Source organism: Streptomyces sp. NPDC001941 (assembly GCF_040296945.1).
Classification (GTDB): Bacteria; Actinomycetota; Actinomycetes; order Streptomycetales; family Streptomycetaceae; genus Streptomyces.
In genome coordinates this window covers 1-19,014 of record NZ_JBEOYE010000004.1, presented here as the reverse complement: position 1 = coordinate 19,014, position 19,014 = coordinate 1, and the positions used below count along the sequence as shown (strand labels likewise).

General features: G+C 73.3%; 18 protein-coding genes. 13 read left to right on the top strand and 5 right to left on the bottom strand.

Features of this window, described 5'->3' with window-relative positions:
• The first annotated feature begins 140 nt into the window (after nucleotides 1–140).
• From ABT160_RS05205 to ABT160_RS05195, 3 genes are all read left to right on the top strand, one after another.
• A complete protein-coding gene (locus ABT160_RS05205) occupies nucleotides 141–653 on the top strand; it encodes a hypothetical protein (protein ID WP_351643738.1) in 513 nt (170 codons plus the stop codon).
• Between the two features lie 68 nt (nucleotides 654–721).
• On the top strand, nucleotides 722–2,113 hold the full coding sequence (locus tag ABT160_RS05200) for a hypothetical protein (protein ID WP_351643736.1): 1,392 nt from the start codon (nucleotides 722–724) through the stop codon (nucleotides 2,111–2,113).
• A gap of 128 nt (nucleotides 2,114–2,241) precedes the next feature.
• Nucleotides 2,242–3,381: an FAD-dependent oxidoreductase gene (locus ABT160_RS05195; RefSeq protein WP_351643733.1), complete on the top strand. Its 1,140-nt coding sequence runs from the start codon at nucleotides 2,242–2,244 to the stop codon at nucleotides 3,379–3,381.
• Between the two features lie 30 nt (nucleotides 3,382–3,411).
• On the opposite strand, the gene ABT160_RS05190 is transcribed toward ABT160_RS05195, so the two are convergent.
• On the bottom strand, nucleotides 3,412–3,969 hold the full coding sequence (locus tag ABT160_RS05190) for a hypothetical protein (protein ID WP_351643731.1): 558 nt from the start codon (nucleotides 3,967–3,969) through the stop codon (nucleotides 3,412–3,414).
• Nucleotides 3,970–4,154: 185 nt separating this feature from the next.
• Between ABT160_RS05190 and ABT160_RS05185 the strand changes: the two genes are divergently transcribed.
• The 4 genes from ABT160_RS05185 to ABT160_RS05170 all read left to right on the top strand — a co-directional run bounded on the left by ABT160_RS05185 (nucleotide 4,155) and on the right by ABT160_RS05170 (nucleotide 7,545).
• A complete protein-coding gene (locus ABT160_RS05185) occupies nucleotides 4,155–5,060 on the top strand; it encodes an ATP-grasp domain-containing protein (protein WP_351643729.1) in 906 nt (301 codons plus the stop codon).
• Nucleotides 5,061–5,142: 82 nt separating this feature from the next.
• The gene (locus ABT160_RS05180) at nucleotides 5,143–5,772 is read left to right on the top strand and encodes a TetR/AcrR family transcriptional regulator (protein ID WP_351643727.1); all 630 of its coding nucleotides are present in this window, start codon (nucleotides 5,143–5,145) and stop codon (nucleotides 5,770–5,772) included.
• 155 nt (nucleotides 5,773–5,927) lie between these two features.
• Nucleotides 5,928–7,100, top strand: a complete 1,173-nt coding sequence (locus ABT160_RS05175) for an aromatic ring-hydroxylating oxygenase subunit alpha (RefSeq protein WP_351644180.1) — start codon at nucleotides 5,928–5,930, stop codon at nucleotides 7,098–7,100.
• Between the two features lie 10 nt (nucleotides 7,101–7,110).
• The gene (locus ABT160_RS05170) at nucleotides 7,111–7,545 is read left to right on the top strand and encodes a PaaI family thioesterase (RefSeq protein ID WP_351643725.1); all 435 of its coding nucleotides are present in this window, start codon (nucleotides 7,111–7,113) and stop codon (nucleotides 7,543–7,545) included.
• A gap of 51 nt (nucleotides 7,546–7,596) precedes the next feature.
• Here the strand turns inward: ABT160_RS05170 and ABT160_RS05165 are convergent, their stop codons facing one another.
• On the bottom strand, nucleotides 7,597–9,117 hold the full coding sequence (locus ABT160_RS05165; protein WP_351643723.1) for a class I adenylate-forming enzyme family protein: 1,521 nt from the start codon (nucleotides 9,115–9,117) through the stop codon (nucleotides 7,597–7,599).
• Between the two features lie 235 nt (nucleotides 9,118–9,352).
• On the opposite strand from ABT160_RS05165, the gene ABT160_RS05160 reads away from it, so the two are divergent.
• Together ABT160_RS05160 and ABT160_RS05155 are read left to right on the top strand one after the other, a co-directional pair.
• Entirely contained in the window at nucleotides 9,353–10,978 is a 1,626-nt protein-coding gene (locus ABT160_RS05160) for an acyl-CoA dehydrogenase family protein (RefSeq protein ID WP_351643721.1), read from the top strand.
• Between the two features lie 151 nt (nucleotides 10,979–11,129).
• On the top strand, nucleotides 11,130–11,309 hold the full coding sequence (locus ABT160_RS05155; protein ID WP_351643719.1) for a hypothetical protein: 180 nt from the start codon (nucleotides 11,130–11,132) through the stop codon (nucleotides 11,307–11,309).
• A 96-nt stretch (nucleotides 11,310–11,405) separates the two neighbouring features.
• On the opposite strand, the gene ABT160_RS05150 is transcribed toward ABT160_RS05155, so the two are convergent.
• Entirely contained in the window at nucleotides 11,406–12,968 is a 1,563-nt protein-coding gene (locus tag ABT160_RS05150; protein ID WP_351643716.1) for a M4 family metallopeptidase, read from the bottom strand.
• A 333-nt stretch (nucleotides 12,969–13,301) separates the two neighbouring features.
• Here ABT160_RS05150 and ABT160_RS05145 point away from each other — a divergent pair, with 333 nt between their 5' ends.
• Nucleotides 13,302–14,054, top strand: coding sequence for a hypothetical protein (locus tag ABT160_RS05145; protein ID WP_351643714.1), 753 nt, complete (start codon nucleotides 13,302–13,304; stop codon nucleotides 14,052–14,054).
• A 26-nt stretch (nucleotides 14,055–14,080) separates the two neighbouring features.
• On the opposite strand, the gene ABT160_RS05140 is transcribed toward ABT160_RS05145, so the two are convergent.
• Nucleotides 14,081–14,344, bottom strand: a complete 264-nt coding sequence (locus ABT160_RS05140; protein ID WP_351643711.1) for a hypothetical protein — start codon at nucleotides 14,342–14,344, stop codon at nucleotides 14,081–14,083.
• Nucleotides 14,345–14,356: 12 nt separating this feature from the next.
• Nucleotides 14,357–15,502, bottom strand: coding sequence for an inorganic phosphate transporter (locus ABT160_RS05135; protein WP_351643710.1), 1,146 nt, complete (start codon nucleotides 15,500–15,502; stop codon nucleotides 14,357–14,359).
• Nucleotides 15,503–15,688: 186 nt separating this feature from the next.
• Here ABT160_RS05135 and ABT160_RS05130 point away from each other — a divergent pair, with 186 nt between their 5' ends.
• The 3 genes from ABT160_RS05130 to ABT160_RS05120 all read left to right on the top strand — a co-directional run bounded on the left by ABT160_RS05130 (nucleotide 15,689) and on the right by ABT160_RS05120 (nucleotide 18,937).
• A complete protein-coding gene (locus ABT160_RS05130) occupies nucleotides 15,689–16,690 on the top strand; it encodes an ArsR/SmtB family transcription factor (protein ID WP_351643708.1) in 1,002 nt (333 codons plus the stop codon).
• A 207-nt stretch (nucleotides 16,691–16,897) separates the two neighbouring features.
• Nucleotides 16,898–17,449 (top strand): RICIN domain-containing protein, encoded by a 552-nt coding sequence (locus ABT160_RS05125; RefSeq protein ID WP_351643705.1) that lies wholly within the window; start codon nucleotides 16,898–16,900, stop codon nucleotides 17,447–17,449.
• A gap of 222 nt (nucleotides 17,450–17,671) precedes the next feature.
• A complete protein-coding gene (locus tag ABT160_RS05120; protein ID WP_351643703.1) occupies nucleotides 17,672–18,937 on the top strand; it encodes a serine hydrolase domain-containing protein in 1,266 nt (421 codons plus the stop codon).
• The last annotated feature ends 77 nt before the right edge of the window (nucleotides 18,938–19,014 follow it).

Genomic DNA, 19,014 nt, shown 5'->3' with positions numbered 1-19,014 from the left:
CCCGTGCACCAGCCCCGCGGTGTCACGGACTTGTGAAGCCCGCCGCGCGGACCGCACGGCGCGCGGGCCCCGCCCCGCGACCTTCCCGGCCCGGGCCGTGCGCCCCACTGGACGTCCCCGCCCCGCGATAGGGTCCGCGCATGTCAGACGCGATAGCGACCGCGATCACCGCGGCGGCCGGGGTCGGCGGGGCCCTGCTCGGCGCGGTGCTCCCGCAGCGGTTCCTCGCTCGCCAGCGTGCCGCCGAGCTCCGGGAGGCGGAGCGCAGACGGTCGTTCGAGGAGCGGCGCGAGGCGTACACGGCGATGAACCGGGCCTCCGAGCAGTTCCACACCCTCCTCAAGGACGCCCTGCACCGGATGCGCGACGGCCTCTACACCGACGACGACCGCACCCGCCTGGAGGAGTCCCGCCGCGAGTACCGCGACCGCTACGCCGCGGCCCAGATGATCGTCCCGCTCCGCGTGATGGAGGCCTCGCGGGAGCTGAACAAGGTGCTCGCCGAGGTGGACGCGGCGGCCAAGCGCGTCGACCGGGGCCTGCCGCGCGGCGAGGAGAGCGCGGGGACCCTCCTCACCGCCGTGCGCGCCGCCGCGCCGCGCCTGGTGGCGATGCGGACCCTGATGCGCGAGGACCTGGGGATCAGGGACTGACCCCGACCGGGGAGCGGGACCGAAGGGGGCCGTGGCGCGGTGTCCGCGCAGGGTGCAAGCGTTTTCCGTTGACGATCGACGCTCCCGGCGGGACCCTCCGGCGGAGGGCGGCCGCGCGGCCGCCGATGGGGGGCGAGATCGTGGGCGAGAACCTGGGCTGGCTGCTGAGAGCCGGGGAGTACCTGCGCGTGGGGGACTGGCTGTCCTGCGGCGGGGGACCGAACGGCAACGCGTACGCGGCCCTGATGCAGGGCAACGGCGACCTGCTCCTCTGCTTCGCCAGACCGGACGGGAGCCCCGACCCGGCGCGCCGCTACTACTCGCTGGTCCTCGACGACGGACCCGGCCACATGGGGAACCCGTACTTCACCTTCAACCCGGCCCAGACGAACGGCCAGTACTTCGCCATGATGCAGCTGGACGGCAACCTGGTCCTCTACACCGGACCCGACCCGTCCCGGCTGGGCCAGGCGTACTGGGCCACCAACACCTCCATCCTGCGCAACCGGGGCGGCTACTGCCTCTCGCTGGGCCCCGACGGCAACCTGCGCCTGCACGACACGGCCCAGGGCGAACCCGACCAGGCCCACCTCGACGCCGTACCCGTGCTCTGGCGCACCACCCTGGCCTACCCGGTCCTGCGCCACCACCGCGGCAGCTGCCTGCGCACCGGCGAATGGCTGGCCTCCGGCGACTACCTGACCTCGGCGAACGGCCGCTTCGCCGCCCTGCTGCGCGACGACGGCAACCTGCTGCTCTGCGTCGCCGGGGCGGACCGGGCCCCGGACACCGGCCGCGCCTACTGGACGGCCTTCGACCAGGGCGCCGCCCGCCGCGTCGGCACCCCCGCGTCAGGCCCCCACTGCGCCGTGATGCAGGGCGACGAGAACTTCGTCCTCTACAACGGCGGGCGCCCGCCCCAGCCCGGCGACAAGGCCCCGCCGTACTGGGCGACCAGCGACCTCGGCCGCCCGGCCACCGACTCGGTCGCCGTGCTGCGCGACGACGGCGTCCTCGCCGTGCTGCCCGGCCTCGACCCCGGGACCGCCGCCGCGCCCCGCTACCGGACCACGGGGCCGCCGGACGTGAGCACGGCCGTGTCGGTCAACTGGCCCACCTGGAGCAGGGCCTCGGTCCCGGTCGTCCTCACCAACCGCGGCACCACCCCGTCCTCGCCCGGCACCATGACGATCACGGTCAACCTCGTCCAGGTCTTCTCCAACACGATGGGCGCCGGACCCGACTGCCAGGTGACCCGCGCCAACAACGGCCAGACCACCACCTACACCGCGCCCGTGCCGGCGATACCCCCGGGCGGCACACACACCCGCGAGGTCACCGTGGAGAACCTCAGCCGCCAGGCGCCCCGCTACGCGCAGATCAGCGTGCGCACGTCGATCCCCGGGGACACCGACGCGGCCGACGACTCCGGCTACGCCACCCTCACGTTCCGGGGGTGACCGCTCGTCGTGTCGGCCGTCCGTCGGTGCGCGGACCGCTCTGTCGGCGGTCTGTCGGCCGGACCTGGGAGGTTGTCCGGGTCCGGCCGGGGCCAGCCCGGCAGGCGTACGACACGCGAGGAGCCATCATGCCCGGCAGCACCGCACCCGCCCCCGTCACCATCATCGGTGCCGGCCTCGGCGGACTCACCCTGGCCCGCGTCCTGCACGTCCACGGCATCCCCGCGACCGTCCACGAGGCCGAGGCCTCACCGGCGGCGCGCTCCCAGGGCGGCATGCTCGACATCCACGACCACAACGGCCAACTCGCTCTCCGGGCCGCCGGGCTGCTCGAACAGTTCCGGGCGATCGTCCTGGAGGGCCGCGAGGCGATGCGCGTCCTCGGCCGCGACGGGTCCGTCCTGCTCGACCGGCCTGACGACGGCACGGGCGCCCGCCCCGAGGCGCAGCGCGGCGAGATCCGCGCCCTGCTCCTCGACTCCCTGCCCGCCGGGATCGTGCGCTGGGACCGCAAGGCCACCGGTGCGCGCTCCCTCGGCGACGGCCGTCACGAGGTGTCCTTCGCCGACGGCTCCACGGTCACCACGGACCTGCTCGTCGGGGCGGACGGCGCCTGGTCGCGGGTGCGGCCCCTGCTCACCGACACCGTGCCCGAGTACTTCGGCAGGGTGTTCGTGGAGACGTACCTGTACGACGCGGGGGAGCGGCACCCCGCGAGCGCCCGGGCGGTCGGCGACGGCTCGATGCTGGCGCTCGCGCCGGGCAAGGGGATCCAGACCCACCGGGAGAAGGGAGGCACCCTGCACACCTACGTGGCGCTCACCGAGCCCCTGGAGTGGTTCGACGCGATCGACTTCGACGACGCGCAGGCCGCCGCCGCGCGGATCGCCCGCGAGTTCGAGGGGTGGGCGCCGGAACTGACCGCGCTGATCACGCGGAGCGACACCGCGCCGCTGGCGCGCCCGCTCTTCTCCCTCCCCGTCGGCACCCGCTGGGAACGCGTCCCCGGCGTCACCCTGCTCGGCGACGCGGCGCACCTCGCGGCGCCCAACGGCGAGGGCGCCAACCTGGCCATGCTCGACGGCGCCGAACTCGGCAGGGCGCTCGCCGCGCGCCCCGATGACGTCGAGGCCGCGCTCGCCGGGTACGAGGAGGCGATGTTCGCCCGGGGCGCCGAGGCCGCGGCGGACGGGAACGAGCTGCACGACCTGATGTTCGGCGAGGACGCGCCGCGGGGGCTGCTGAGCGCGTTCGCGGGGGAGCGGTGAGGCGTCCGGAGCCGCCGCGGCCCGGGCACCTCAGCCTTGATCGTCCTCCTCGCCGTCCTCCTCCATCCGCGAGATGGCCTCGCTGACCATGCGCGTCGCGAAGTCGGTGTCGCCGGCGACCCGGTTGATGTGCTCGGCGAGCAGGACGGTCGTGGCCTCCAGGGCGTTCAGCTCGGGCTCGGTCCACTCCCCGTACTGCTGCCGCCAGAGCGACGGGCTCAGGTCGGTGCCCGCCGCGATGACGAGCGCCGCCATGGTGGGGATGACCTCGGGCCTGAAGGTCTTCGGCATCATCCGCATCGTGGCGACCAGGGTCGGCACGACGTACTCCATGACGTCCTTGCCGAGGTCCTCGTGGACCACCCGCAGCCAGCGCATGAACATGTAGATCAGCGTGCAGGCCCCGTCGAGCAACGCGTCCGCGCCCTCGGGGCCCAGCGAGGCGACGTACTGCTCGACCAGCGCCCGGTGTTCGGGGTCGTCCGCCGTCGTGCCGGAGTGGAGGGCCTTGATCCGCGAGTCCACCACCATGAGCGCCGCGCCGACGTCGCCGACGGACGCGTACTTCGGGTCGCAGGGAGATGACACGGGCGTCCTCCTGGTCCGACCACTCCGGGTACGGTGGCGCGTTCGTACCGTAGCCCCTCGGCCGGGCAGCGGTACCCGGAATCGTGCGGCGCCCCCGGCAGGTGCGGACGCGGCGTCGAACGCCTCTGGGGGAGCGGGGGAGTCGCCCCGGGGCGCTCCGCCCACGGCCACTACCCTGGGTCGGCATGACCCCCGTACCCGGCGCCACCCTCCTCACCTGCGGCGACCCCCTGCGCCCCGGCCGCCCCGACCCGCACTTCGCGGGCGCGGCCCGTGCCGCCGGGGAGCTCGGCGCGGGTGTCGCGCTGGTGGACCACGACGCCCTGGTGGCCGGGCGCGCCGACGAGGCGGTGGCCCGGGTGGAGCGGGGGACCGGACCCCTCTGGTACCGGGGCTGGATGCTTCCGGCCGAGCGGTACGCGCAGCTGGCCCGGGCCCTCGCGGGGCGCGGCCGCACCCTGGTGACCGACGCGGCGCAGTACCGGACCGCGCACGAACTGCCCGGGTGGTACGGGACCTTGGCGGAAGCCACCCCCGCCAGCGTCTGGCTCCCCACGGAGCCCGGGGTCGTACCGCCCGTCGAGCGCCTCGCGGAACTCGCCGCCCGGCTGCCCCCGGGCGCCGTGGTCGTCAAGGACTACGTGAAGTCGCGCAAGCACGAGTGGGACGAGGCGTGCTTCGTCCCGGACGCGGCCGACCACGCCCGGCTGTCCCGCGTGGTCGGGCGCTTCGTCGAGCTGCAGGAGGAGTTCCTGGCCGGCGGCATCGTGCTGCGCGCCTTCGAGGACTTCACCGGCGAGGAGCGGCGGGTGTGGTGGGTGGACGGCGAACCCGTCCTGACCACGGCCCACCCGGACGCCGACGCCACCACGGCCCCGGACCCCGGTGGCCGCCCGCTTCCCGCCCCCGACCTGGCGCGCGTCGCCCCGCTCGTGCGCGCCCTCGGCTGCCCCTTCGTCACCACGGACATGGCCCTGCGGACGGACGGCGCCTGGCGGGTGGTGGAGGTCGGCGACGGCCAGGTCAGCGGCCTCCCGGCCGACGTCGAGGAGGCCCGCCTCCTGGAGCACCTGCTCGGCGACCGGGGATAGGGCACCCCGGGCCGCCCTCTGCTTCACTGGTCACCGCTCGCGCGAAGGCGGGCCACAGCACGGGAAGGGGCCGGGAGCGGCGATGGTGTACCGGCGCACGGAACGCACGAGGCGCAACGCGCGGGAGAAGGAGGAGGCCTTCCTGCGGGCCGCGCACGAGCTGGTGGCCCGGCACGGCTTCGCCGGGGCCAAGGTGACCGCCGTCGCCGCCGCCTGCGGGGCGAGCGCGGGCTCCCTCTACTCGTACTTCGGCAGCCGCGACGAACTGCTCGCCCAGGTCTTCCGGCGCGCCGCCGACCGAGAGCTGGCCGAGGTGCGGGCCGCCGTGGCGGTCGTCACCAGCGGGCCCGTGGACCGCCTCGGCGCGCTCGTCAGCACCTTCACCGAGCGCGCCCTCCAAGGGCGCCGGACGGCGTGGTCGCTGCTCTTCGAGCCGGTGTCCCCGGCCGTCGAGGCCGAGCGCCTGGTGTACCGGCGCGACTACGTGGCGCTCGGCGAGGGGATCGTCGCCGAGGGGGTCGCGGCGCGGGTGTTCGCCCCGCAGAACGCGTACGTCGCCGCCTCCGCGGCCATCGGCGCCATCTCCGAGTCCCTGGTCGGCAGGCTCTCCCCGGACGTCTCCGAGGCGTCGCGGGCGCAGTTGTCGGACGCCGAACTGGTCGCCGAGATCAGGGACTTCTGCTTGCGGGCGCTCGGCGCCGCCGCGCACTGACGCGCCCGCCCGCCCCGGCCCGCACCGCGCGCGGAAGATCGTTGCCAGCGCCCCGGCTCGTCCGTACCATGAATTGAACGTTGATTCAGATCTTGGCGTGCGGGTGCGCGTGCGGTGCGAGTGGGGGACGAGTGCGGCAGGACGAACAAGTGGACATGCTCAAGAGGCTCCTCGCGCTGCGCGAGGCCCGCCGCGACGAGGAGATGCTCGACGAGGTGGTGACCATCCCGGTCACCAAGTACACCGACGGGACGCTCCTGGAGCGGGAGATCGCCTCGGCGTTCTCGCGGTACCCGCTGATCGCGGGGCACTCCTCCGCGCTCGACGGACCCGGCGCGTACCTGACCAGCGACTGGGACCAGTTCCCGTACATCGTGGTGCGCGGTGAGGACGGCAGGGTCCGGGCCTTCTACAACCAGTGCCGTCACCGCGGCGCGCGCCTGGCCGACCAGCCCGCCGGGACCGTGAAGAACTTCGTCTGCCCCTTCCACGGCTGGGTGTACGGGCTCGACGGCGCCCTCAAGGGCATCACCCGGGCCCATGACTTCCCCGGCGTGAAGACCTGCGACTACGGGCTCGTGGAGCTCCCCGCCGCCGAGTCCGGCGGCCTGGTCTGGGTCGGCCGTACCCCCGGGCAGGTGCTCGACGTCCCCGGCTTCCTCGGCTCCTTCCACGACGACCTCGTCAACTTCGACGTGGCCTCACTGGTCCGGTACAAGAAGACGAAGGTCGTCAAGGAGGCCAACTGGAAGCTGCTCATCAAGACGTACCTGGAGGGCTACCACGTCCCCTACCTGCACCGGGACACCCTCGCGTTCGCCTTCAAGCGCGGCGTGATCGCGCACGACGGCGAGGGCCCCCACATCAGGCTGTGCGCCGCGCGCACCAACATCGGGGAGACCGCGCTCAAGCCGGAGGACGAGTGGCGCGTCCTCGACTTCGCCTCCGTGTACTACACGCTCTTCCCCAACACCTTCTTCATCCTGCACCCCGACTACGTGTCCATCAACACCTTCTGGCCGCTCGCCCCCGACCGCACGGTCTGGACGCACGAAATGCTCTACCGCGCCGAGGACTTCGCCGGTTCGGCCGGCCAGAGCGCGCTGGAGAAGCGGTTCCGGTTCACCAACGACACGGTCTTCGACCAGGAGGACTTCGCGATCGCCGAGGACGTCCAGCGGACCCTGCCGCACGGCGGCAGCGACCACCACGTGCTCGGTCTCGCCGAGGGCCTGCTCGCGATCTTCCAGAACAACGTCGACGAACGGCTCGCGCCCGCGCGCGACGCGGCCGAAGGCGCGTCGGACACCCCACCCCAGCGACGATAGGACGGCTCCCATGACCACGGACTCCAGCGCCTTCGCCCACGCCATCTTCAAGGCCCAGCCGTTCAGCGTCTTTCTGGGCGCCGAACTCACCGACGTGGGGCCCGACTCGGCCGAGATCCGCATCGCCAACCGCCCCGAGATCCAGCAGCAGCACGGCTTCGTGCACGGCGGGGTGCTCAGCTACCTGGCGGACAACGCGCTGACGTTCGCGGGCGGGCTCGCGCTCGGCGGCGACGCCCTCACCGCCGAGTACAAGATCAATTACGTCCGTCCGGCGGTCGGCGAGGTCGTCATCGCCCGCGCCAGGGCCACCGCCACCACCCGCCGCCAGTCGGTGTGCCAGTGCACCATCCACGTCCTGACCGAGCAGGGCGAGGAGCGGCTGGTCGCGGTGGCGCAGGGCACCATCGTCACGGCGGGCGAGCGCCCGGCCCAGGAGGGCTGAGGCCCGCGGCCACGGCCCCGGGGCAGGCAGCCCCCGGGCCGTGGATGGTCGTCAGGCGTCGCCGTTCCCCGCGAGCCGTTCGCGCAGCACGTGCTTCCTCACCTTCCCCGAGGGCGTACGGGGAAGGACCGGCGCCACCACCAGCTCGCGCGGGATCTTGTACCGGGCGAGCAGCGGCGCCAGGAAGGCGCGCACCTCGTCGAGCTCCACCGGTCCCTCGGCCTCCACGACCGCGACCACCGTCTCGCCCCACTCCTCGTGCGGGCGCCCGACGACCGCCGCGTCCCGCACCGCCGGGTGCTGCCGGAGCGCCTCCTCCACCTCCGGCGAGTGGACGTTCTCGCCGCCCGTGATGACGACGTCCTTGAGCCGGTCCACCACGAACAGGTAACCGTCCTCGTCGACCCGCGCCAGGTCCCCCGAGCGGTACCAGTCCCCGTCGAACGCTGCCTCCGTGGCCACCGGGTCGTCCAGGTACCCGAGCATCCGGGTCCCCGAGCGCAGCCACAGCTCCCCGGTCTCGCCCGGCCGCGCGTCGGCCCCGTCGGCCGTCACCACCCGGATGTCGACGCCGGGCATCCCGCCCGCGCCGATCGAGCCCGCCTTGGCGACCTGCTCCTCGGGGTAGAGGGCCGAGCCGACCGGGCCCATCTCCGTCATCCCGTACACCTGGTAGAAGCGGTCCGAGCCGTACGCCTCGCGCAGCGTCCGCACGGTGCCCGCGCCCAGCGGCGCGCCGCCGTACGCCCACAGCCGCATGCTGGAGAGGTCGTAGCCGGACAGGTCGCGCCCGGCGGCGGCCAGGGCCTTCAGCGGGGCGAGGTAGGCGATGGGGGCGCCGAAGAAGGCCGTCGCCCGGTGCTTCTGCACGGCTTCGAGGAAGGCCAGCGGCTGGTACTCCTTGAGCAGGACCGCCGTGCCGCCGAGGTACACCATCGACAGGAACCAGTTGTTCAGCGGCGCCGCGTGCCAGATCGGCATGGCGATCAGGAACCGGTCCTCGCGGCGCAGCCCGGTGGCGGCGGTGGTGTACGCGGGCACGGCCGACAGGCCGCGGTGCGAGTGCAGACAGCCCTTCGGTGCGCTCGTCGTGCCCGAGGTGTACAACACCTGCGCCACGGCGTCGGGTTCGACCTCCACGCCCTCCCACTCCGCGGCCCGCGCCACGAGCCGGTCGAAGGAGCCCTCACCCACGTCGTCCGTCGTCAGCACGTCGGCGCCGGGCGCGCCCTCGCGCACCCGGTCCGCCAGCTCCCGCGCCGCGACCACCACGCGCACCCCGGCGTGCCCGGTGACGTACGCCAGCTCGTGCGCGGTGAACTTGTGGTTGAGGGGCACGAGGGCGGCGCCCGCCCGCCAGACGCCGAAGGCCGCCACCACGAAGGCCGGGGTGTTGTACGCGAGGACGCCGACCCGGTCGCCGGGGCGCACGCCGCGCTTCCGCAGCACGGCCGCCGCGCGCCGGGAGGCGGTGAGCAGCTCCGCGTAGGTCAGGGAGCCGAGGTCGGAGACCACCGCCTGCTTCCCCGGGTGCGTCCGCGCCGAACTCTCCAGCATCCACGTCAGGTTCACCGCATGGTCCCTTCCCCCGTCGGAGCCGCCAGGTGTGCGCGGTACGCGGTCTTGTCGCGCCCCGCGGTGGGTGCTTCAATCGGCTCAGCAAGGATTGAATCACCGTTCAATATTTTGCGGAAGCCCCATCGGCCCCGGTCAGGGCGGCCGTTGGGCACGACCGAGCAGGACGGCCCGCCGTCCCCGGTGCGCCCGGTGCGGCGCGGGGCGCACGGGCGTCCCTCAGGAGGGCACCATGAGCCCCACGCACAAGGTCACCAACCAGCCGCCGCCCCGCGTCGACCTTGACGAGTACGCCACCAACCCCGCGCTCGTCGACGGCGTGCGCCAGCACGGCGCCGACTGGGCCCGGGCCGGGCTGCACGCGACAGGGTGGCGGGTCGGGTCCGCCGCCTTCCAGGACGACGCGGCCCGCGCCCAGCGCCACGAACCCGAGCTCGCCACGCACGACCGGTACGGCAACCGCGTCGACGAGGTCGACTACGACCCCGGCTACCACCGCGTACTGGCCGCCGCCGTCGCCGACGGCGCCCACACCGCCGCCTGGGCGGCACCCCGCCCCGGCGCGAACGTCGCCCGGGCCGCCACCTTCATGCTGTACGCGCAGGTCGAGCCCGGCCACGCCTGCCCCGTCTCCATGACGCACTCCGCCGTCCCCGTCGTGCGCCAGGATCCGCTCCTCGCGCGGGAGTGGCTGCCCCGGCTGCTCAGCACCCGTTACGACGGCCGCCTGGTGCCCGGCAAACCCGGCGCCCTGTTCGGCATGGCGATGACCGAGAAGCAGGGCGGCTCCGACGTCCGGGCGAACACCACCACCGCCGTCCCCGCGGGCGACGGCCGCTACGCGCTCACCGGGCACAAGTGGTTCTGCAGCGCCCCGATGTCGGACGCCTTCCTCGTCCTGGCCCAGGCACCCGGCGGACCGAGCTGCTTCCTCGTCCCCCGGCTCCTCGACGGCGGCGAGCGCAACGGCGTCCGGATCCAGCGGCTCAAGGACAAGCTGGGCAACCGCTCCAACGCCTCCGGCGAGGTCGAGTACGACCAGGCCGTCGGCCGGATCGTCGGCGAGGAGGGCCGCGGCGTGCGCACCATCATCGAGATGGTGGCCCGCACCCGGCTCGACTGCGTCCTGGGCACGGCGGCCGGCATGCGGCAGGCCACCGCCGAGGCGGCCTGGCACACCCGCCACCGCCACGCCTTCGGCGCCGCGCTCGTCGACCAGCCCGCCATGACCGCGGTCGTCGCCGACCTGCAGCTGGAGACCGAGGCGGCCACCGCCCTCGCGCTGCGGCTGGCCCGCGCGCACGACGAGGACGCGTCCGACGCCGAGCGCGCGCTGCGCAGGCTCGCCACCGCCGTCGGCAAGTACTGGGTGTGCAAGCGCGGCCCGGGCCACGCGGCCGAGGCGCTGGAGTGCCTCGGAGGCAACGGCTACACGGAGGACTTCCCGCTGGCCATGCGCTACCGCGAGCAGCCGGTGACCGCGGTCTGGGAAGGCTCGGGCAACGTCATCGCCCTGGACGTCCTGCGCGCCCTCACCCGCGAGCCCGCCACCCTGGACGCCTTCGACGCCGAGGTGACCCTCGCGACCGGCGCCGACAGCCGCCTGGACGCCCACTGGCGGGCGACGCGCCGGCTCGTACGGGAGGTACTGGCCTCCGAGTCGCCCCAGGCGCGCGCCCGCCAGGTGGTGGCGGCACTGGCGCTCGCGCTCCAGGCGTCCCTGCTCGTGCGCACCGCGCCGCCCGCGGTGGCGGACGCCTTCACCGCCTCACGCCTCACCGGGGAGCCGGGCTCGGGAGGGCTGTACGGAGCACTGCCCGCGGGAGTGGACCTGAAGGCGGTCGCGGCGCGGGCCTGAGGGGCGGTAGGGGGCGTCCGTACGCAAGACGGACACGCCAAGTCGCCCTGGAACCAAATGTGTTGGACACGGGCGTGTGATCCGTCGAAGCGAGGGCACTCGCACGGGCGGAACGACATGGTTCCGCTTCACGCCGCTGAAGGAGTCACCCGTGCTCGCAATCGCTTCCGCCGTCGTGTTCGCCATCGCCTGGGTGCTGTATCTCGCCGAGGTGTCGACGAACCACTTCTTCGGCACCACGAGCCTCATGCTGCTCGGCCTCACCCTGGCCGCCCTCCACCTGGCCGGGGTCGGCTCCGGCTGGTCTTCCGGCCCGAGACGCCGCCGGTAGGCATAGATACCGAACGCCCCCGGGCCGACGTCGAGGCCGTCCCGGGGGCGTTCGCCGTGCGCGCCCCCGCCGGAACCGGCAGGGGCGCGCCTGTGGTCACTTCACGTTCACGCCCGTCCAGGCCGCCGCGACCGCCTTCGACTCCGCGCCGTCGGCACCGTACAGGTCACCGGCCGCCTTGAGGGTGGCCTCGCGGGCCGCCTTGTAGTCGGTGGTGGACGTCATGTACGAGGTCAGCGCCTTGTACCAGATCTTGTACGCCTTCTCCCGGCCGATCCCGGTCACCGTGGAGCCGTCCTTGGTGGGGGAGTCGTACTGCACGCCGTTGATCTCCTTCTTCCCGCTGCCCTCGGCCAGCAGGTAGAAGAAGTGGTTGGCGATGCCCGAGGAGTAGTGGACGTCCACGTTCCCGGCGTTGGCGTCCCAGTAGTCCAGTGACTGGCCGTCCTTGCTGGGCTTGTCCATGTAGCGCAGCGGCGAGCCGTCGCCGTTGATGTCGATCTCTTCGCCGATGAGGTAGTCGCCGACGTCCTCCTTGTTGTTCGCGAAGAACTCCACGGAGGTGCCGAAGATGTCGCTCGTCGCCTCGTTGAGCCCGCCGGACTCGCCCGCGTACTCCAGGTTGGCGGTGGCCGCGGTGAGGCCGTGGCTCATCTCGTGGCCCGCGACGTCGATGGCGGTGAGCGGCTTCTTGTCGCCCTCGCCGTCGCCGTACGTCATGCAGAAGCAGCTGTCGTCCCAGAACGCGTTGACGTACGCGTTGCCGTAGTGGACCCGGCTGTAGGCGGCCTTGCCGTCACCCGCGATGCCGTTGCGCTGGAGCTCGGACTTGTAGAAGTCCCAGGTGAGCGCGGCACCGTAGGCGGCGTCGACGGCGGCGGTCTGCGGGTTGCCGGCGGTTCCGTCGCCCCACTTGTCGTCGTCGTCCGTGAAGAGCGTGCCCTTGCCGCTCTGGCCGTGCTTCAGGTCGTACGTGGAGTGGCCGCCGCGCTCGCCGTCGGTGAGCTCGAAGCCGTTGCCCGCCTTGGTGGAGCCCACCGCGACGGCGCCGCTGTACTGGCTGGTGCCCTCACCGGTCTTGATCGCCTCGAAGCGGCGCAGCTCCTTGCCGGTGGTGGCGTCGGTGACGATGTGCAGCTCGCTGGGCGTCCCGTCGTGCTGGGTGCCCTTCTTCACGGTCTCGAAGGCGAGGACCGGCTTGCCGTCGCGGGCCCAGACGACGGTGCGGGACCCGGCCAGCGCGGTGCGCTTCGGTGTGGTCGAAGGCACCGATATCGGCGCGTCGTTGGCCTTGTCGACGCCCTTGACCCGGCCGTCCTTCGCGGTGTGCGTGACCAGGTCGCCGCCGAGCACGGGCAGGCCCGCGTAGGTGCGCTCGTAGCGGGTGTGGACGGTGCCGTCCGCGTCCTTGACGACGTCGCGGACGACGAGCTTCTCCTTCGCGCCGAGCCCCAGCGCCCGGGCAGTGGCCGGGGCGTGCGCCTGGGCGGTGGTGAGGGCGGCGGTGCGCTGCGCGGCGAGGGCCGTGGACGCCGTGGGGGAGGCGTCCTGCGGGTCGGCGGCGCTGGCGGTGCCGGTGGTCTGGACGGCGAGGGCGACGACGAGGGCGGCCGAGGCCACCAGGGCAGCACTGAGCCGTGTGTTCTTGTGGGGGGTCATGAGTCTCCAACACGTGTTTTGTGGGGGGTTGTTGGGAACGGTGGTGCGTGCGGGAGACAGTGCCACACCGCGTCGCGTTTTGTCAGTGCGCGTACAAACGTTTTGACCAGTACTTGTCCGTCAGGCGCGGCGCGATGTCCGATATCCGGGGGGTTCGGGGGCGAATATCCGCGACGGGAATGGCGTGGATCTTCGCACCGGCGAAGAACCGGTGGCCAACCGGCCGCCGATCGGCGGCCGACCGGCGGCCGACCGGCGTTGTCAGAGGCGGGCGCTAGGGTCCGTTCGTACGGAGCCGAGGGGGTTCCGGCGGCGGCGGACGAGGGGGCATCCGTGTCACTGCACTACATCGAGGACCTGGTGGCGGACTCGATCCGCGCCCTTGACGCGCGCCACGGTCCCGGGGCGCCGCGAGAACCGCGCGTGCGCGACTGGATCGCCGCCCTCTACGCGTTCCAGGACGGCCACGACTGCTCGTTCACCCGGTTCCGCGTCATGGACGCGCTCCTGTGCCACGGCTACGCCCACCGGTTCCCCGTCCGGGACCACCCCGACCACGCCGACCGCCGGGCCTACTTCGACGCGCTCACCGACTTCACCCCCCTGCGCGCGTACGCGGACGACGCCGAGGAGGCCGACGACTTCACCGGGTTCGACGACTGGCTCGCCGACGGATACGTCCAACCACCGCACCTCTACTGCGAGTCCGGCACCCCGCTGTGGCGGCGCATGGTGTCATCGGGCCGCCTCACCGGCGCCGCCGCCGAGGAACCGCGTCCGGTCCCGCTCGTCGATGCGGTGTCCGCCGTCGCCGAGGCGGCCGAGGCGGCGGGGGACCTCCGCCTGATCGCCGACTGGTACGCCCTCGGCTGCCGGCTGCTCCTCGGCGGACCCGGCGGCTGCCCCTACGCGCCGGACGAACTGGCGGAGATACCGGCGGTCGCGAGCCTGCACACACGGGTGCGCCGCACGGGCGCCCTGTCCGAGGGGGTGCCCGAAGAGTGGGCACCCCCGGTCGAGTTCATCGAGGACGACGAGCTGGAATCGTGGTGGTGGGAGGGCTTGATGCCGTTCAAGGTCAGGTAGGTGCGGGTCGGTATCTCGTCCGGGGCTCAGTGGAACTGCGGCACGATCAGGTAGATCCCGTACGCCACCACGGCCGCGCACGCCAGGAAGCACAGGCCGCTCACCGCCCGGGAGGCCGGGCCGGGTGACGCGCCGCCGTGCCGGCCGGTGGCCGTGCCTTGGGGCCCGGTGGGCGCGCCGTCTGGCACGGCCAGGGCGCGTACGCCGATCGCGAAGACCAGGACGACGCCGACGGTGACGCCGATGCTCACCAGGGCCACTTCGCCCAGGGCGCTCCAGTTCAGTTTCACGCGGGGCTCCTCTCAGCGGGTCGCGGCCACGGGCTCGGGGCGCACGTTCACCTGGTGGGTGTCGTTGACGTTGCCGTAGTGCACGGGGTTGCGCCGGGACGCCAGGACGATCCCGCCGGCCGTGGCGGCCGCGACCAGCGCGATCACGGCGATGCCCGCCGTGCCGCCGTGGACCACCACGGTCGCGGCGACGGCGCCGACCGCCGCGGCGGCCGGGAGCGTCACGCACCAGGCGACGAGCATGCGGCCCGCGGTGCCCCAGCGCACCTCCGCGAGCCTGCGGCCCAGGCCCGCGCCCAGGATCCCGCCGGAGCAGACCTGGGTGGTGGAGAGCGCGAAGCCGAGGTGGGCCGAGGTGAGGATCACCGTGGTCGCCGCCGTCTCGGCGGCGAAGCCCTGCGGGGCGCGGATGTCGGTGAGGCCCTTGCCCATCGTCCTGATGATGCGCCAGCCGCCCAGGTAGGTACCGAGCCCGATGGCCAGTCCCGCGCCGGCGATCACCCACACCGGCGGCCCGGACCCGTGCGGCAGGGACCCGGCCGAGATCAGGGTGAGGGTGATGATGCCCATCGTCTTCTGGGCGTCGTTGGTGCCGTGGGCCAGGGACACCAGCGAGGCCGAGGCGATCTGCCCGATCCTGAACCCCCGCTCCACGGAGCCCTGTCGGCGCCGTGCGGTCAGCCGGTAGGCGAGGTACGTGGCGAACAGCGCGGCCACCCCGGCGACCAGGGGCGAGGCCAGCGCGGGGATGAGCACCTTCTCGACGACCTTGTCGAAGTGCACACCGTGCTGCCCGGCGCCGACCCAGACGGCCCCGATCAGACCGCCGAACAGGGCGTGCGAGGAACTCGACGGCAGACCGAGGAGCCAGGTGGTGAGGTTCCAGAGGATGGCGCCGACGAGCCCCGCGAAGATCATTCCCGGGGTGACCAGGGTGTCGTCGACGATCCCGCCGGATATGGTGCGCGCGACCTCCGTGGAGAGGAACGCGCCGGCGACGTTCAGCACGCCGCTGATGAGGACCGCTGTCCTGGGGCGTAGCGCCCCGGTGGCGATGGACGTGGCCATGGCGTTGGCGGTGTCGTGGAAGCCGTTGGTGAAGTCGAAGACGAGCGCCGACACGATCACCACGGCGACGAGGAACGAGATGTGCTCCATTCACGTCATTGAAGCCCCGTCACGCGTACGCGTCCCAACAGGCAGGTGAAGAAGGAGCGCAGGCTCGCTGCCGGGCCGGAAGGTCCACGGCGGGGCCGCGCCCCTGACCGGAATGATCGTTGCGTTTCGGCCGTCGCCGAACGGACACTGGGAGGAGCGAACGGGACGCGGGTGACGGGACGTCGGGTGAAACGGATCCACTTCACTGCCCAGGACCTCATGCGGACCCGGGTGGCCACGACGATCGGCGCGGCGGCCGAGACCCTCGACAGCGTGAAGCTGCTCAAGGACCGCGCGGGCGGGATCGCCTTCCGCCGCTGGGCCGTCTCCGTCCGGGGCCGCCCGGGCGAACAGGCCCGCCCGCTGGCCGCGTTGCTGCCGTCCACCGGGCCCGACGTCGACGTCTGGAGCCTGGCCGGGGACTCCCCGTGCGTCGACGAGGCGGTGGACACCCTGCTCTCGGCGCCCCGGGCGCTGATCCGGGCCGAGTTCGAGCACGTCGAGTTCGACCCCGCGTACCGCTCCTGGGGCGGGAACCTGGTCGACGGCGACCGCGAGGCCTGGCTCCAGGTCGCCGCGGCCCTGCGCGCCTCCCACCGCGTCGCCGTCGCCCCCTACTGGGGCAGGATCCGCTCCCACCTGGCCGAGACCCGGGCCGCGTACGCGGGCGCGCTGGCCGGGGGAGGCGTCGAGCACCTGCTGGCGTCGCTCGACGGACCGCTGCTGAGGTGGCGGCCCCCGGTGCTCGAGGTACGCCACCGCAGCGAGGCGGACGTGCACCTGGACGGACGGGGCCTGGTCATCGTCCCCACGCTGTTCTCCGTGGCCCACGCCGAAGTGCTCCGGCCCGCCCTCGACCCCGCCCGGCCCCTCGTGCTGGCCGTTCCCTCGGTCACCGGTGCCGCGCTCGGCAACGCCCTCTGGGAGGGCGCCGACACCGACGACGACCAGTCGATCGAGGACCTGCTCGGGCGGACCCGCGCGGCCGTGCTCGGCGCGGCCGTCGGCGGCGGCAGCACCACCGACCTGGCCCGCAGGCTGAGCATCTCGCCGGCCACCGTCAGCCACCACACCTCCGTCCTGCGCAACGCCGGGCTGGTCACCACCCGGCGCGAGGGCAAGGCCGTACTGCACTCCGTGACCTCGCTGGGCATGGCCCTGCTGGAGCCGGGCTCGCGCCTCCTGTGACCCGCCGACTCGCCTGAGACGCTGCCCGGCGCGGGCCGCCGATGCTTTCGACGGAGCTCGAATGCTTGGCCACGGCACGGATCCGGCCCCTACGTTCGGTGCGCAAGGAGCCGGGAAACGGGAGCCGCACCGACCGACCGCGACGCCCCCGGCCGCCCGAACGGCCGCCGAGGCGCTGCCCGGTGGCGCGAACCAAGGAGAACAGACATGCGTCCGCATTCCTCCCACGAAGGACACGAAGGACTCGATGGGGCACGCCCCCAGGGAAGGGACAGGGGCCTCCGCAGGGGCCTCCTCGCACTCGTCGGCGCGGCGGGACTGCTCGCCGGGGCCACCACGGCCGCGTCCGCGCAGCCGCTCGGCACGCCCGCCCCCGCGCCGGACGCCGTCGTCCTGGGCGCGACCGACGCGGTGGAGACGTACGGCAACATGGCCACGGGCTCCTGCCTGGACGACAGCCAGTACGGGCTGCGCGGATACGCCTGCAACGGGGGCGTCTACCAGAAGTGGAACGTGCACAAGTGGGCCGACAACACGCGCCAGTTCCGCAACCTCGCCACCAACGAGTGCCTGTACGACGACGGCGTCACGCTCGACACCCGCGCGTGCAACTCCTCGCGCCAGCAGAGCTGGTTCGTCTTCGTCAAGGGCGACAAGCTCACCTTCCAGAGCCAGGCGACGGGGGAGTGCCTGGACGACAGCCAGTTCGGGCTGCGCACGATCCGCTGCAACGGAGGCGTCAACCAGACCTGGCGGTGACGCCCGCCGGGCGCCCCGCGCCCTGAGCCGCCCGCGGTTCCCGGTCGACAGGGGAGACCGGGAACCGCGGGCCGCGCGGACGAGCGCCGCCTCGCGCACGCGGTGACGGCGGCGGTGCAAGGGGCGTGACAGGGCCGTGAAAGGTGGCCCCGGGAGAGTCGGGGCACCGGCAGCGAACAGGCCGGCCACCCACCGAACGCCTCACTCACGGAGCCCGCCACCATGTCTCTCCCCACCACCTTCACCTCCCTCCCCGCCACCCAGCAGCAGGACAAGGGCTTCACGGAGTCCGGGCTGCGCCGGCTGCGTGCCGTCCTCGACCGCCACGTCGAGTCCAAGAAGATCCCCGGCCTGGTCGCGCTCGTCAGCCGCGGCGGCCGTACGCACGTCGAGGCGCTCGGCACGATGCGCCACGACGGGGGCGCGCCCATGGAGCGCGACACCGTCTTCCGGATGGCCTCCACCTCCAAGCCGGTCACCATGGCGGCCGCGATGGTCCTGCTCGACGAGTGCCGGATCCGGCTCGACGACCCGGTCCAGGAGTGGCTGCCCGAACTGGCCGACCGCCAGGTGCTCAGGACCGTCGACAGCCCGCTGGACGACACCGTCCCGGCGCGCCGGCCCATCACCGTACGGGACGTGCTCACCTCGACGTTCGGGCTCGGGATGGACATGACCGCGCTCGGCAAGCCGATCATGAACGCGGTGTTCGAGAACGGCCTGACCCCGGACCTGCCGGTGCCGATGCCGGAGCCGGACGAGTGGATCCGCCGCCTGGGCACCCTGCCCCTGATGCACCAGCCGGGCGAGCGCTGGCAGTACCACATCAGCAGCGACCTGGTAGGCGTCCTGGTCGCCCGGGTCTCGGGCCGGTCCTTCGGGGAGTTCCTGGACGAGCGGATCTTCGGGCCGCTGGGCATGCGGGACACCGGGTTCCACGTCCCGGCCGACCGGCTCGACCGCCTGCCGACGCTGTACGCCCCCGACCCGGGCACCGGCGAGTTCACCGTCTGGGACGCCCCGGAGGACGGGCGCTGGAGCTCCGCCCCGGCGTTCCAGGGCGGTGGCGGGGGACTGGTGTCCACCGCCGACGACTTCCACGCCTACTTCCGGATGCTCCTCAACGGCGGTGTGCACGGCTCCGAGCGCATCCTGTCCCGGGCCGCCGTCGAGCTGATGACGACGAACCGCCTGCTGCCCGAGCAGCAGGCCGCCCGCTCCACCCTGGCCCGCGACAACGTCCACCTGTCCTACGGCCAGGGCCAGCACGGCGGCTGGGGCCTGGGCATGGCGGTGCGGACCTACCGCGGCGACTACGCCCCCGTCGGCCAGTTCGGCTGGGACGGCGGCAGCGGCGTGAGCAGCTACGCGGATCCCGTGCACGGCGTCACCGGCCTCCTGCTCACCCAGGTCGGCATGTCGGTGCCGCACTCGGCGCACCTGATCCACGACTTCTGGACCACGGTCTACCAGGCCCTGGAGGACTGAGGACTGAGGCCGGAGGGCCGGAAGCGGACAGCGCGGCGGGGGGGGGGGCCCCCCCGGGGCCCCCCCCCCCCCCGCCC